A 13,077-nucleotide genomic window follows, 5' to 3' on the forward strand; every position below is an offset into this window, starting at 1 on the left:
TGGGTTAAGAGTTTGGACTCCCGCCCCGCGCAGCAAGCACGACCGGGTAGGAGTTGAGCACAGGAAATGTATGAGCACCCGGCGGCTTACCCCTGAATTCAAGCAGGAGTTGTTCACGTTTTTGGATAGATCTGGCGGCCATGTTCAAGCGCGCGCTTTGAGCAAGCAACGTACCAAGCCCTCATCGTGATATCCCACTTTCTGACGGCGCAGAACTGCGTCCAGTCCAGTTCGATCACTCGTTCCAGCTCGAGATTTTCATTCATAAGAACAATGAGGAGGAACTCGAAAAGCTGCTTATCAGGACCTTTGGGTCCGGGTAGATCGTCCCGGTCTTCTTTGCCCGCTGGAGCGTCTTGATGGAATAGCGGTTGCCGGCTCGCGGCAGCGCATCGATGCTTTTGGTGCCACGCTGCGCGACTAGGAGAACCGGTAGGTCAGGACGACTGTTGAAGAGCTGTATGACAAGCTTTTCGCCAATCTCGCCCACGTTGAAGCTGACACCACGTCTTCTTGCTTCTGTGTCGATCACAGCTCGCAGTCCGAGCAGCTGATCGTCATCAATCCGGCTTACGTCAAACGCCGGCATCTCAAGTGGCTGCTGGTTGTTCATCTCTGCGATCTGTTCCCTGTATGTTGGCCTGGCCAGTTTCGTCATTGAGCAGGAATGCGCGGCATAGCCCGATGACCTGGTTCCGGTCGAGTTTTGATGCCCCCTTCAAACTGCATTCCCAGACAGTAGCCACCCGCCATCCTTGCTCTGATAGGTTCTTCGTAGCCCGCTCGTCGCGCATCCGGTTGGCCGAGATCTTCGTTTCCCAGAAATTCTGGCGTGTTGCCGGCAGCCGGAAGAGAGGGCAGTCATGCCCGTGCCAGAAGCAGCCGTTGACGAAGATCACTGCGCGATAGCGTGGAAATACTAGGTCAGGCCGGCCCGGGAGCGTACGGTCCTGCAGTCGGTAGCGGAAACCGAGCGCATGGAGACCACGCCTGATGATCATCTCTGGTCTGGTATCACGCCCGCGGATCCGACTCATATTGAGCCGGCGCTGAGCCGGCGTAAGGACGTCCACCATTAGATGCTTGTGCCAGCGTCGGCCACGATCGTCCTCAATGCGCTTCGAAGTTCCTGGCTGGTCATTCCCGGTCGCAGCGTGATGGCTCCGAACCGGAACTTCTCCCGATATTGAGGATGAAAAAGCCGGCCGGGAACCGCTGTCTTTTCGAAGTCCTCTCCTATCACAGGGACATGGGGCGTTAGCAAATAGGCGGCAGTTACCAAGCCCGATACTTGCTCGTTCTCAGCCTGCGTTACAAGCGCGTCACGGTAGGTGTGGATCGAGTTGAGCGCCTCGTTGAGGCCATCGTTTATCCGGTATTTAGCATCCAGCACGATAATCTGCTTCTTTGCTGCGTTGAATCCGGTGCCGGTAAAGACCACGTCAGGCACCATAGTTCTGCTGAAGCTGCCTTCACCGCTGGGCTCAGACCAGTACTCCCGATAGCGCCTCTGGAAGCTGATGAGCCTGTCAGGGCTCACAGGCACAGTGACCGAGCCTGAGGACAAGGTCAGCCCGCCGGTAGCATCGGTGGTGAACAGTCCGCTGAGGTCTGCTCCTTCCTGGCCATACTCCTCGATCGCTGCACGAAGCAGGCGCAGAAAGCACCAGAGTTCGTACAGCTCGTAGGTTCTGGCCAGAGGCATCTGCAGGAAATCCCCGAACAGTGCTGCCAGACCGAGGTTCATGTCCTGCCAGAGCCGGTATAAGCGGCTGTAGGATGGATCGCCTCTGAACAGAGGCGACATCTTCAGGGTGGCGGGCGAGCTGCCGACGTCTGCCAGAAACCCGCCGCGAGCTGTGGCGGAAAGTTTGCGCGCGATGCGTCGTGAGCGAACTGACCAGCTCCCTGAAGTGCTGACCATCTCCGGGTCATCCTTACGCGCAAGGCCCTCCAGCGTATCGGCGATGCTGCTAAGCCATGCAGCCCAGGCTTCCAGGCATGCCCTGATCTGACGATGCTCGGCAATGTCGGCGCTATTGCTGCGGCGTCGGGTCGTGATCTGCGCTGGCAGGCGTCCGCCCAGCGCTTTTGGCAACCGCGATGGAGTGCGGGTCTCCTGCAACACTACGCCTTTCCGGAAAGACCTGATGATCTCAGGGCCGGTCAGGCGGCTTGCACGATGAAATGGCAATGTGACCTGCTCGGACTGCAGAAAGTTACGCGGGAAGCGCCCGATCGCATCGACCGCCTCGATGATCGCTTCTGCACGTGAGTGCAGGAATTCAAGCCGTGCCAAGGGCGGGGGACGGGTGCCGGGTTGGCGCGCGATGCCTTTGCGAAAAGCACTTAAGGAAAAAAGCGAGAAGGTGTCTTCGAGCACTTCGCGCACCATGGCGTCGAAGTCATCGCGCGTGAGCTTGCGCAGGTCAGGGTCGGTGGTGATCTCAAAACGTTGAGTGCCTGAGCCAGGAAGCTTCAACGCAATCTGGACTACGCCGGCATGGAAACCTGGCGTCCATCGCCAGCGCGCTCTGTCCGCTTTTTTGGAGCGCAGTGCCTCTGCCGGGACATCGTCGATCAGCAGATCAGTCTCAGGGGCCTGATCGCTGTCGCGCAGCTCGAAGAAGTAGGAGGCAGCCTCATGGATATATCCAGGCGGGATGTTGTCGCGTGCGGGCCAGACCTGCCAGCTCTGGTCGCCACCTTCGCTATGGATGTGGAGCGAAGTCATGCTTCAGCGCATGGCCTGGAAAGAGCCGAACTCGTCCAGATCTTCCTTCAGCCTGCTGATGTAGCTGAGGGTGCGTGGAAGGCCCTGTCCCGCTTTCTCCAGTGAGGTGAGCAGCGGTCGCTGACGCTCGGAGCCACGCAGTTTCACCAGGATCTTCTGTACAAGAAGGTCGTCCGTGATCTGGTCTGCCTGACTCTTCAGGTGCAGAGCGTCAAAAGCGTGGTAACGGATGAATTCCTCCAGTACCCGGTATCCAAAGCCCTGGCCATGCTGCTGCATCAGCCCATGGAACTCCAGCAGCTTGTCCCTGGAAGCATCGCAAGCCGCGCGTAGTTCAGTACTGCGGGAGGCTAACGAGGTGAGAAAGCCCGCCGCGTCCACTGCTGACATGTCGATCACCGTGGCGCGATCCAGCACCTTGTCACTGACCGGGTTGGTCGTCTCATCGATATTAATCGTGCCGATGATGTACAGGTTCGAAGGAAGGGGAATCTCTGCGCGGACCGAGGAGCCTGTGGTTCCTTCAAGGGGCACGCTGTTGGAGTGTAGCTGCAGCGCTCCGCCAGTTTCGATCGCAGAGAGCATGTCGGAGAAGTAGTACTCCACACGTGCAAGATTCATCTCATCCAGAATGACGAACACCGGCGACTGGCGATGTGCGGTAGCCACCAGTACCGCTTCGAGGAAGGTGGGGACCACGTACCGGTTAGTCAGGACATCGTGATAGCCGGTCAGGCCTGCCGGATCCGTCCACTCCGGACGCACCGGACACACAAACAACAGAGGGTCTGCATCTTTATCAGAGGTCAGGCCATGGACAGCGCGGGCGTATTTCAGGGCAAGCTGAGTTTTGCCGGTTCCTGAGAGTCCGGACAGAATGACGAAGTGCTTGTGCTCCAGGAAGTTCAGCGCGGCATGGAAGCGCCTGACCTCACCGCCCGGGTAGTGCCCCCCGAGCGCAGCGACGTCGGCCTCAAGTTGTGCCACCGGAATGGCTGAGGGCATGCGCCTCATTTCAGGGCTGAGCGAGGCAACGTCAGACCAGACCGTCAACTCGTGGATCTTCTCGTTTCCGACCAAGCTCCCGAGCCAGCCAATGAACTCCCGCGCCAGAAGACTGCGCCTTGCGGAGGCGGTAGGCGGGTGAAGCGCGACAACGACCTCATCGGGCTCGGTCGCCGGCCCGAAAGATGACATATCGATGTTCAGGCTGCTCCAGAATTTGGCGTTGCGCAGCCACAGCCGGCCATCGGCGGCAAGATAAATGGGCACCAAGTTGTTCTTAGAACTGTATTTGATGCCGGCCTCCGCAGGCTCGTTATCGTCGCTTCCGGAAGCTGCCTCAAGAGAGAAATCGGCTGCTGCTTCCTCGTTCTGACCACCGGTAGCGCCAAGTCGCTTCATCTCGGCGAGCCGGGTCAGAAAACTGGCTTTGTCCTTGCGGATCAGGACAGCAAAGTAGACCTCATCCTCCGGCGGAAACCTGAGCACGCAGCCAAGGATCAGAGCCTCAACGTCGTCCTTGACGTTCTCCAGGTTCACGACGCCAAGCTGGATGCCACCTTCAATGATCTTTGCGCTGTTAGATACACCGAACAGCTCGCGCGGCCTAACAGCCTTTGAAGTCCCGAAATGCTGTTGCGCTGCTTCAAGAAACTGCTTCTGCCGTTCGATGAGACTCATCTGTTGTTTCCTTTTCCGTGGCGTTCTGCCTGATGGTTTTGAGCATGTGAGAAGCCAGCGCTCTGGCCATCAGCGGGGGAACCGCATTGCCGATCTGCTTGAATGCCGGATTCATGGTCCCGCTAAAACGGAAACCGTCAGGGAAGGACTGCAGGCGGGCTGCCTCGCGGACCGAGATTGTTCTTGCCTGGCTGCTGTCGTAATGAATGTGGCTGTAGCTGTCTTTGCCCAGATGGGCCATCAGCGTGCGCGCAGGCTGTTTGCGCCAGATTTTGCGCCATTTGTTTGGGAACTTGCTGGCGTCGTAAGGCGGAACGATCGAGTCCCAAAGGGCTTTGTACCTAGCCGAACCCTCAGGGATCTTCTGCCCGCTGTTACGCACGGCAGTCAGCTTTTCCTGGAACATTTCTACCGCGTGGGCGTAGGCCTGGGGGTACTGATCGCCCTCGTTCATACGTGCAAACAGCTCGTAGTCACGAGGAAGATAGCGGATCACATGATCGTTGGGGCCATCGCTGGCACCTTCGTGCCCCGGCCACGAACGCATGAGCGAGGCATAAGCCGAAGGCTTCTTGCGGCCATAGCCGGCCGCCGTGTCGAAACGGCGCGCACCACGCGAGAGCTTGCCGGTAGCCACCAGCTGCCTTGCATCGATCCGCGGGAGATCTGCCAGCGCATCCTCAGCGGTCACTGCCGGCGGAAGATCCATCGTGGCTGCAGGCGGGGTGACATATGAGTGGGCCTGACCAGCCAAGGTGCGCAGGGTCTTGAGTGCGACCGAACGCGAGCCCTCGTAGCCCGGCGGAAGCACCAGCCAGTTGGTCGGCGCAGGAAAGGACACGCTGACCCCAAGCTCCTTTCTGTAGGCGATGAGGAACATACGTTCACGCATCTGAGGCACGCCATAGAAAGCCGCGTTGAGCAGGGTATAGCCGCAGACGTAGCCCTTGGCTGCCAGCACCTCGCAGGTCTCCTCTGCGATGTTCTGGCCGCCATGGTTGAGGATATCGGGAACGTTCTCCATCAGCACAGCAAGTGGCTGGAACGTGTCGACGTACTCCAGATATTTCTTGTAGAGCTGCGCTCGGGGATCGTGAATAAATGCCTCCGGATGCTCCTCGATCTCACGAAGCTTGGAGCGGCCAACGCGCGCAAATGCCTGGCAGGGCGGGCCGCCGACCACGACATCGAAAGCATCCGAAGTACCGCCCAGGCCCATGCGATCGCACAGGTCCTCCGGCGTGGTCTCGGTGATGTCGATTGCCTGACTGTGCGCAGCGGCGCCGGCATGGAAGTTGAGCCCATGAGAACGCGCTGCGTCGGGGTCAAATTCAACCGATGCCCGCACCTCAAAGCCGGCGGCCTCAAAGCCCAAGGAAATGCCGCCACAGCCTGCAAACAGGTCAAGCACGCGCGGCTTTGCGCCCGAACGCAGGCGCTCCAGCTTGCGGAGGATGACGTCGTTACTCATGAATCAGATCCTTGTCGCGAGATGCGAAGGGGCAGCTCAAGCTGCCCTTGAAATTCGTCCAGAAAGCGCTGAACCGCCATCCGGATGACCCAGGCAGAGGAGACCTGGTTGGTATCGGCCAGCGCCTGGATCTGAAGGTGTACTTCCTCAGCCAGCATGACGGACGTCCTGACAGTCTTACGATCCGGAGCAATAGATGGTCGGGCCATGGGCTTAGGACCGGTGATGGGAAGGGAATGGTGCCATTTTGCACCACATTGCATACACTTACACCACGGATACCAATTCGGATCTATTGGTGCTTGGAGTTCATGTGCCTCTGGCCCAGTCGTACGAGGACTTTCAAAAAAGCCGAGAAGAAGTCTGCAGAGCAGCAGGATCAGGCAGCAGGATCAGAAGGCTGAGGAGGTAACGGAGCAGGAAGGCGAAGAAGAAGCAGCTTCTGTCTATCCAATCAGGCTGTCTTTTGGCCGGGCGCGGCCTTCCTCAGACTAGAGTGCTTAACGCAGGATTCTGAGGCAGGAGAAGAACTGGTGCCCTGGTTTACAGGTCAGCTCTCCCGAGGAGTCCCCTAAGCTCCACAACATGAAAAAAACCGCGGATGTCGCGCTTCTCCGGTTCTACAGTGATAAGTCTCCGACAGGCCTCAATGTTGTGCTTATTGCCAGCGATGTGGGCGAAGGCGGGCTGCCGCATGGTGAGCTCAAGGAATTTCTGGAGGGAGAAGAATCCATGGCGGTGATCTCAGACGTTGAGATCCAGGGGATTCTGGAGCGGGCATGGCTTCATGCCGACCATCCTGCCCGACTTCTTGCCGAGGCAGAGCTGCTTGAAAATGTCGCATTGAGCGTAGCTGAGCGATGGCAGCGATGGCCTGCTGGCATCGCCAACACCCTGCGCCAGTCACGCAAACGCACAAAGGGCTCGGAGGTGCTGATGCTCTCCCAGACCCTGTTGTGGATGCTGTGCGCATTTGACGGACACACCAAGAATTTCAGCATCGAACTACTGGTCGGCAGCCACCACCGTCTCACACCGCTCCAGGCCACTGCGCGCACTAATATTGCCGTGGAGACCGAAGTTGGCAGAACGAATAGCCAGCTTGCGGCGCACACCAAGTGGCACCTTGTGGATGGGGTGACCCATGGTGATGCCCAGCGCCTTGGCCTCTTGGAGCGGGAAATAGCGCAACCATCGTTGTTGCTCAACACGATCAGCGGCTTGTTGCGCAGTTCCGACTGGAACACGCGCTCACAACTGGCGTAGAAGTTGTTGCCGTCGATCAACGCGAACATCAGCGCCCTGCTCGACCATGACCCCGAGTGATCTGGCGTGCCACGCCGGTCACGGCAAGCACTTCTACTTCCGTTCCCGATGTCAGCACGATCGGCGGACAGTGCGGATTCGGGCTATGCAGTTCGACGTGGTCGGCCGCGACCTTGAGCACCTTGCAGGTCGGCTGGTTGCCCTCCCAGGTCGCAATGACGATGTCCCCATCCAGCGGTCGCACCGAGCGATCAATGATCAGGATGTCGCCGTCGCAAATGCCAGCGTGCAGCATGCTCCAGCCCTCGGAGGACACAGGAAGGTCGCAGGCGGATTGCGGACCAGCACCCGGTTGAGGTCGATCTCATCGTCCTGGAAGTCCTCGGCGGGTGACGAAAATCCAAGCTGGATCTTCACTGCGCCGATGGGAAGTCCAACGACAGGCGGATCAGTGGCGACAGGCCCCAGGTAGCGGGCGTGGGTACGGGAGATGGGCAGGTCTTGCATGTGCGAACTCGCGCTTGGACACGTCTCAGCCCAGAGACAGCTGAACCCAGGAGGTGTACAAATGTACACCTGACGAGTGAGGTCGCTGCTGAACAGGCAGACGAGCCGCTCACTTCAGTGCGATCGAGCCAGCAATCGTTGGACAGAGATGGAACCAAAGCGGAAATCACAAACGCGGCGAAGGCTTCCAAGGGCCGAAGATCCGGCCTCGTTACGCTTGGCAGCGCTACAGGAGCAGTTTTGTCTTGCTGTGGGAGGGAAACATCGTGGCCACAGTCGAGGAAGGCGGCCAGTTCTGGGTGAGTCGGCGCGGCATCCGCCATCGCGGGGGTGTCCGCTCAGCTCGGCTGGCACGTCGCTTCATCGAACGCTGGTTGGCTGCTCGCCCTCCGCTCCCGCCGGTCCTGAGCAAGGACCTTCCTCCCAAGGCGCTCACTAGTCTGGGATGCTGCGAGAAGGCAGCAACCCAGCTTGCATTGGGTGTGTTTGGGAGCATCAAGTCCGAACCAGGCTCCCAAACCTTCACAAGCCCTACTAATTTCGCATCACATTCGCTCGCATCAACTCCCGGACAGCCCGCTGATCCGCCACCGCGATCCCTATGGTGGATTATTTGGTAGAAACGAGATCGACATGACCCGAAGAGCCTTGCCATTACAAAACATGTGGCGGAGAGAGTGGGATTCGAACCCACGGAAGGTTTGACCCTTCGCCGGTTTTCAAGACCGGTGCCTTAAACCGCTCGGCCATCTCTCCGATGCTGCTGCACGCGACCGCCGAAGGTCTCGGCTGTCGCGCTGGCGGCCCGCATTGCGCGGGTGGCGCCCGACTGGACCTCTGTGTGCAGCCACCAGTCCCGGACGGTGGCCGGGCGCGCATTCTCGCATGCCTGGACGCGCTTTGCTTGGTTGTGTGGCGCCTTCCACTGGCGCGGCGTGCTACGACGTCGATGACGGCGGCAACCGCATGCGGCGCTGGCGGGCCACAGCCATCGCCACCGCGCGCGCATGCGGCCGGGCGGTCGACGCGGGTTGGCCGCCGTTGGCTAGTGGCGTGTCAGCCAGTCCGGCGAGCCGATGTGGCGCTCAGCCCGCCTCGGCCACCACCAGCCGCGGCGCGGTGCCGGCCGCGCGCTTGAGCTTTTCTGCCAGTTCGGCGCAGTTGCCGCCGCAGTCCAGGCGCGAGCGCTGGATTTCCTGCGGCAGACGCTCGGCCAGGAAGTCGATGAACACCCGCACCGCCGGCAGCAGGCCGCGGCGTGAGGCGAACACCGCGTGGCAAATGCCCTGCGGCAGCGACCAATGCGGCAGCACCACTTCCAGTTCGCCGCGGAGTACCGCCTGGGCGCAGACGGTTTCGGGCAGCATGGTGATGCCGAAACCGTCGCGTGCCATCGACTGCAGCAACGGGAAATCGAACCCGGCCAGACGCGGCTGCAGGTCCACACGACGCATTTCGCCGTTGGGGCCATGCAGTTCCCAACGCTGATGTGCCTCGTCTTCGCTGGAGCTCATGGTGGTGTGGTTGGCCAGTTCGCTGGGGTCCTTGGGGCGACCGGCGCGATCCAGATAGCTGGGGCTTGCGACCAGCAGCTCCTGCACCTGGCCGAAGCTGCGCATCACCAGGCTGCCATCGTCGTCCAGGCGCGAACGCACACGCAGCGCGATGTCATAGCCTTCGTTGATGACGTCGACGCGTCGGTTGCTGATGTTGAGCTGCAGCCGCACCTTGGGATACTTGGCCAGGAATTCGGGCAGCAGCTTGGGCAACTGGATCTGTGCGAGCGAAACCGGAACGCTGACACGCACCAGACCGCGCGGCTCGGCGCTGAGGCGGTCGACCACCTCCCGGGCAGCCTGGGCCTCGGCCAGCATGGTCTGCGCGTGGCGATGCACACTGGTGCCGACATCGGTCACCGCGAAGCGTCGGGTGGAACGTTGCAGCAGGCGCACGCCCAGGTCGGTTTCGAGCTGACTGATGCGGCGGCTCAGACGCGACTTGGGAATACCGAGCGCGCGCTCGGCGGCGGCGAAGCCGCCGTGGTCCACCACCATCGCGAAGTAGTACAGGTCATTCAGGTCGTGCATGGCACTTGCATCCATGGATGGAACGATACGTGGCATTTAAACAGCTTTATCCCAACTGCGCAACGACATAGCCTGCTCACTTCCGCGGCGCCGCCGCCTGTCATCAGGTTTTCTTCATGAAGCTGCTTCACCTCGATTCCAGCGCGCTGGGCGCCAACTCCGTCACCCGCGAACTCAGTGCTGCGGTGGTGGCGCAGCAGCGCCTGCTGCAGCCAAGCCTGCAGGTCAGCTACCGGGATCTGGATCTGGAACCCGTCGCGCACCTCACCGGCCGCTCGCTGGCGCAGGCCGACCCGGCCGAGGCGGAGGCCGCAGAACAGGTGCTGCAGCAGTTCCTGGACAGCGACGTTCTCGTGATCGGTGCGCCGATGTACAACCTCGGCGTGCCGTCCACGCTGAAGGCGTGGATCGATCGGATTGCGGTGGCCGGACGCACGTTCCGGTACACCGCCACCGGGCCGGAAGGGTTGGCCGGCGGCAAGCGCGTGGTTATCGCCAGCGCGCGTGGCGGGGTCTACGCCGACGCGAGCAGGGATTTCCAGGAGCCCTACCTGCGCCAGCTGTTCGGGTTCCTGGGCATCGACGACGTCAGCTTCGTCCGCGCAGAAGGCATCGCCTATTCGCCGCAGCATCGCAGCGACGCACTCGCGCAGGCGCTGGCATCGCTGCAGTTCCCGGAACCGGCGGCCGCCTGAGCGGATAGTCTCCGGCCGTAATCGAGCCGGGCCACTGCCGGAACGACGTGTCCGGCCCAGATCGTCCGCGCCAACACTGCGGGCACTGTTTCCCGGCTGCATGCGCGCACGAAGCCGCTGCTGGCCGCCCGTAAGCGCCGTGCAGGACCACGCCCGTGCAGACAGGAACGGGGCCATCATTGGCCCCGCTCCTGTTCCTTGGCTGTTGTCGACGCGGGACCTTGCATCGGCCAAGGCGCTGGCCGGTGTTGCAGCATCGCGCCAGCGCAATGTGTCGAAGCACACGCTCCCACCCGGCCACGTGGTCAGGCCAACGGCGTCAGCCGATCTTTTCCAGCCCGCCCATATACGGACGCAGCACCTGCGGCACGTCGATCGATCCATCGGCGTTCTGGTAGTTCTCCATCACCGCGATCATCGCGCGTCCCACTGCCGTGCCCGAGCCATTGAGCGTATGCAGCAGTTCCGGCTTGCCGCTGGCCGGGTTGCGCCAGCGCGCCTGCATGCGCCGGGCCTGGAAATCGCCGCAATTGGAACACGAGGAGATTTCGCGGTAGCTGTTCTGCGAAGGCAGCCAGACCTCCAGATCGTAGGTCTTGGTCGCAGCGAACCCCATGTCGCCGGTGCATAGCAGCACCTTGCGATACGGCAGGCCGAGCCGTTCCAGCACCACCTCGGCACAGCGCGTCATGCGCTGGTGCTCGGCATCGCTGTCTTCCGGCGCGCAGACGCTGACCAGCTCGACCTTCTCGAACTGGTGCTGACGGATCATGCCGCGCGTATCACGGCCGCCGCTGCCGGCTTCGGCGCGGAAGCACAGCGAATGCGCAGTCATGCGCAACGGCAACCGCTCGGCATCCAGGATCTCGTCGCGCACGCTGTTGGTCAGTGGCACTTCGGAGGTCGGGATGAGATAGCGGCGCGAATCGCCTACCTCGGTCTGGAACAGATCGTCCTCGAATTTGGGCAGCTGACCGGTGCCGCGCATCGAGTCGGCATTGAGCAGCAACGGGACGTTGGTTTCTTCGTAGCCGTGCTCGCCGACGTGCAGATCGAGCATGAACTGCGCCAACGCGCGGTGCAGGCGCGCGATCGGCCCGCGCAGCACGGTGAAGCGCGCCCCGGACAACTTGGCAGCAGTTTCGCCGTCCAGCCAGCCATGCGGAGCACCGAGTTCCACGTGGTCCTTCACCGCGAAATCGAATGTCCGCGGGGTTCCCCAGCGCGATTGCTCGACATTCTCGGTTTCGTCCTTGCCAGGCGGCACATCCGCGGCCGGCAGGTTGGGCAGACCCAGCGCAATGGTTTCCAGCTTGGCGCGGATCAAGTCCAGCGCTTCTTCCGAGGCCTTGAGTTCGTCGCCGAAGCCGGCCACCTCGGCCATCAATGCAGCCACATCCTCGCCCTTGGCCTTGGCCTGCCCGATCGCCTTGGATCTGGAATTGCGCAGGCTCTGCAGTTCCTGCGTGCGCACCTGGATACGCTTGCGCTCGCTCTCCAGCGACTCCAGTTCCGCGGTGTCCAGGGAGAAACTGCGCGTGCTGCGCAGGCGCTCGGCAAGGTCGGCGGGATGTTGGCGAAGCAGGGCCGGATCTAGCATCGGAGGTCTGTGTGTCGGTAGGAAGAGCAGGATTATCGCCTGTTCCGCTACCTGCTGCGATCGATTCACCGGGGCTATGCCAGAATTGCGACGATCCTCCAGGTGAGCCCTATGCCCGCGCCCCGCTCCGCGTCCGATCGCCACATCGTCCTGCGCCCGCCCCGCCACACCCTGAAAATCGCCGGCATCGCCTTCGCTGCGGGACTGTTGCTGTTCCTGCTGGTCTGGGCCACCGGCCGCAAAGGTGACTTCTACAAGGCATCGCCGACACAGCCGAGCGCCGACGCGCCAGCAGGCGAACAGGCCATCCAGCCGTTGCCGGCGCCGCTGCCGGCACAGGACGGCGCCAGCGATATGCCGCAGGCCAAGCCTCCGGTAGAAACGCCCACCCTGGTGGAGACCGCGCCACCGGCACCGGCCACGCCGGCGCCACTCCCGGAAGGCGCAGCGCCAGGTGCGCCGGAAGCGGCGGCGCCCTCCAATGCGCCGGCGGCAGGAGGCGACCGACCTGTTCCCGTACAAGGCCAGATGCCGCCACCGCGCTATCCGGCGGCCGCACTGCGCCGCGGCGATGCCGGCGATGTGGTGGTACGCGTGGATGTGGATGCCGCCGGCAACCCGGGCGGCGTGACCCTGGTACAGCGGAGTGGCTCGCGCGATCTCGACCGCGCCGCGATGGAAGCAGTGCGGCATTGGCGCTTTCACCCGGCTCGTCACAATGGCCAGCCCGTGGCCGGCAGTGTCGATATCCCGTTCGAATTCAAGCCGGCGCAGTAGCCGCAATCCAAGCCCGACACCGCACTCTGTGCAAAACCGCAAGCGGATGCGAATGGCTGGGGAAGGCCGGGTTAAGCGCGGCTAACAAAACGACCGCACTCCCCGCCAGGCGGGCATGGCCAGTGCTCGGAATCGGCATGTACCACTTGTGCACTGCGGTTCCTCCGCCATCCACACCCGCCTGACGACTGCTCGCTAGTTCTGTTAGCCGCTCTGAATCACGCCTTTGTGCGACCGAGGTCGTTGTTCAGGTTATC

General features: G+C 61.8%; 12 protein-coding genes, 1 tRNA gene, 1 other RNA gene and 1 pseudogene. 3 read left to right on the forward strand and 12 right to left on the reverse strand.

What is annotated here, in order from left to right; translation table 11 throughout:
* Positions 1-262: 262 nt before the first annotated feature.
* From LL964_RS14505 to LL964_RS14555, 11 genes and pseudogenes are all read right to left on the reverse strand, one after another.
* Positions 263-613, reverse strand: coding sequence for a hypothetical protein (locus LL964_RS14505; RefSeq protein ID WP_146092385.1), 351 nt, complete (start codon positions 611-613; stop codon positions 263-265).
* Complete coding sequence (locus LL964_RS14510) at positions 591-1,076, reverse strand: very short patch repair endonuclease (RefSeq protein WP_104587845.1); 486 nt, start codon at positions 1,074-1,076, stop codon at positions 591-593. Before LL964_RS14510 ends, LL964_RS14505 begins: the two co-directional genes overlap by 23 nt.
* On the reverse strand, positions 1,076-2,734 hold the full coding sequence (locus LL964_RS14515; protein WP_104587846.1) for a DUF2357 domain-containing protein: 1,659 nt from the start codon (positions 2,732-2,734) through the stop codon (positions 1,076-1,078). Before LL964_RS14515 ends, LL964_RS14510 begins: the two co-directional genes overlap by 1 nt.
* A gap of 3 nt (positions 2,735-2,737) precedes the next feature.
* Entirely contained in the window at positions 2,738-4,417 is a 1,680-nt protein-coding gene (locus LL964_RS14520) for an McrB family protein (protein WP_104587847.1), read from the reverse strand.
* Positions 4,383-5,888, reverse strand: coding sequence for a DNA cytosine methyltransferase (locus LL964_RS14525; protein WP_104587848.1), 1,506 nt, complete (start codon positions 5,886-5,888; stop codon positions 4,383-4,385). The genes LL964_RS14520 and LL964_RS14525 overlap by 35 nt, the downstream gene beginning before the upstream one ends.
* Entirely contained in the window at positions 5,885-6,046 is a 162-nt protein-coding gene (locus LL964_RS14530) for a CopG family transcriptional regulator (protein ID WP_146092386.1), read from the reverse strand. The genes LL964_RS14525 and LL964_RS14530 overlap by 4 nt, the downstream gene beginning before the upstream one ends.
* Positions 6,047-6,929: 883 nt before the next feature.
* Positions 6,930-7,183: pseudogene (locus LL964_RS14535) on the reverse strand (Y-family DNA polymerase); the annotation flags it as partial.
* The gene (locus LL964_RS14540; protein ID WP_244181107.1) at positions 7,183-7,449 is read right to left on the reverse strand and encodes a S24 family peptidase; all 267 of its coding nucleotides are present in this window, start codon (positions 7,447-7,449) and stop codon (positions 7,183-7,185) included. The gene LL964_RS14540 and the pseudogene LL964_RS14535, both read right to left, overlap by 1 nt.
* On the reverse strand, positions 7,413-7,661 hold the full coding sequence (locus tag LL964_RS14545) for a LexA family protein (protein ID WP_228329466.1): 249 nt from the start codon (positions 7,659-7,661) through the stop codon (positions 7,413-7,415). Before LL964_RS14545 ends, LL964_RS14540 begins: the two co-directional genes overlap by 37 nt.
* 666 nt (positions 7,662-8,327) lie before the next feature.
* Positions 8,328-8,417, reverse strand: a tRNA-Ser gene (locus LL964_RS14550).
* Between the two features lie 329 nt (positions 8,418-8,746).
* Complete coding sequence (locus LL964_RS14555; RefSeq protein WP_104587850.1) at positions 8,747-9,763, reverse strand: LysR family transcriptional regulator; 1,017 nt, start codon at positions 9,761-9,763, stop codon at positions 8,747-8,749.
* Between the two features lie 101 nt (positions 9,764-9,864).
* Here LL964_RS14555 and LL964_RS14560 point away from each other — a divergent pair, with 101 nt between their 5' ends.
* On the forward strand, positions 9,865-10,443 hold the full coding sequence (locus LL964_RS14560) for an FMN-dependent NADH-azoreductase (RefSeq protein WP_104587851.1): 579 nt from the start codon (positions 9,865-9,867) through the stop codon (positions 10,441-10,443).
* 319 nt (positions 10,444-10,762) lie between these two features.
* Here LL964_RS14560 and serS read toward each other — a convergent pair whose 3' ends face one another.
* Positions 10,763-12,043: a serine--tRNA ligase gene (serS, locus tag LL964_RS14565; RefSeq protein ID WP_104587852.1), complete on the reverse strand. Its 1,281-nt coding sequence runs from the start codon at positions 12,041-12,043 to the stop codon at positions 10,763-10,765.
* A gap of 111 nt (positions 12,044-12,154) precedes the next feature.
* Here serS and LL964_RS14570 point away from each other — a divergent pair, with 111 nt between their 5' ends.
* Complete coding sequence (locus LL964_RS14570; protein ID WP_167395364.1) at positions 12,155-12,820, forward strand: energy transducer TonB; 666 nt, start codon at positions 12,155-12,157, stop codon at positions 12,818-12,820.
* Between the two features lie 137 nt (positions 12,821-12,957).
* Positions 12,958-13,030: non-coding RNA, sX9 sRNA (locus LL964_RS14575), on the forward strand.
* The last annotated feature ends 47 nt before the right edge of the window (positions 13,031-13,077 follow it).

This window comes from Xanthomonas melonis, assembly GCF_020783655.1.
GTDB lineage: Bacteria > Pseudomonadota > Gammaproteobacteria > Xanthomonadales > Xanthomonadaceae > Xanthomonas > Xanthomonas melonis.

Coding starts and splice junctions, on each gene's coding strand:
- LL964_RS14505 (WP_146092385.1), bottom strand. CDS start 613: ATGAACAACCAGCAGCCACTTGAGATGCCGGCGTTTGACGTAAGCCGG.
- LL964_RS14510 (WP_104587845.1), bottom strand. CDS start 1,076: ATGGTGGACGTCCTTACGCCGGCTCAGCGCCGGCTCAATATGAGTCGG.
- LL964_RS14515 (WP_104587846.1), bottom strand. CDS start 2,734: ATGACTTCGCTCCACATCCATAGCGAAGGTGGCGACCAGAGCTGGCAG.
- LL964_RS14520 (WP_104587847.1), bottom strand. CDS start 4,417: ATGAGTCTCATCGAACGGCAGAAGCAGTTTCTTGAAGCAGCGCAACAG.
- LL964_RS14525 (WP_104587848.1), bottom strand. CDS start 5,888: ATGAGTAACGACGTCATCCTCCGCAAGCTGGAGCGCCTGCGTTCGGGC.
- LL964_RS14530 (WP_146092386.1), bottom strand. CDS start 6,046: ATGCTGGCTGAGGAAGTACACCTTCAGATCCAGGCGCTGGCCGATACC.
- LL964_RS14540 (WP_244181107.1), bottom strand. CDS start 7,449: ATGCTGCACGCTGGCATTTGCGACGGCGACATCCTGATCATTGATCGC.
- LL964_RS14545 (WP_228329466.1), bottom strand. CDS start 7,661: ATGCAAGACCTGCCCATCTCCCGTACCCACGCCCGCTACCTGGGGCCT.
- LL964_RS14555 (WP_104587850.1), bottom strand. CDS start 9,763: ATGGATGCAAGTGCCATGCACGACCTGAATGACCTGTACTACTTCGCG.
- LL964_RS14560 (WP_104587851.1), top strand. CDS start 9,865: ATGAAGCTGCTTCACCTCGATTCCAGCGCGCTGGGCGCCAACTCCGTC.
- serS (WP_104587852.1), bottom strand. CDS start 12,043: ATGCTAGATCCGGCCCTGCTTCGCCAACATCCCGCCGACCTTGCCGAG.
- LL964_RS14570 (WP_167395364.1), top strand. CDS start 12,155: ATGCCCGCGCCCCGCTCCGCGTCCGATCGCCACATCGTCCTGCGCCCG.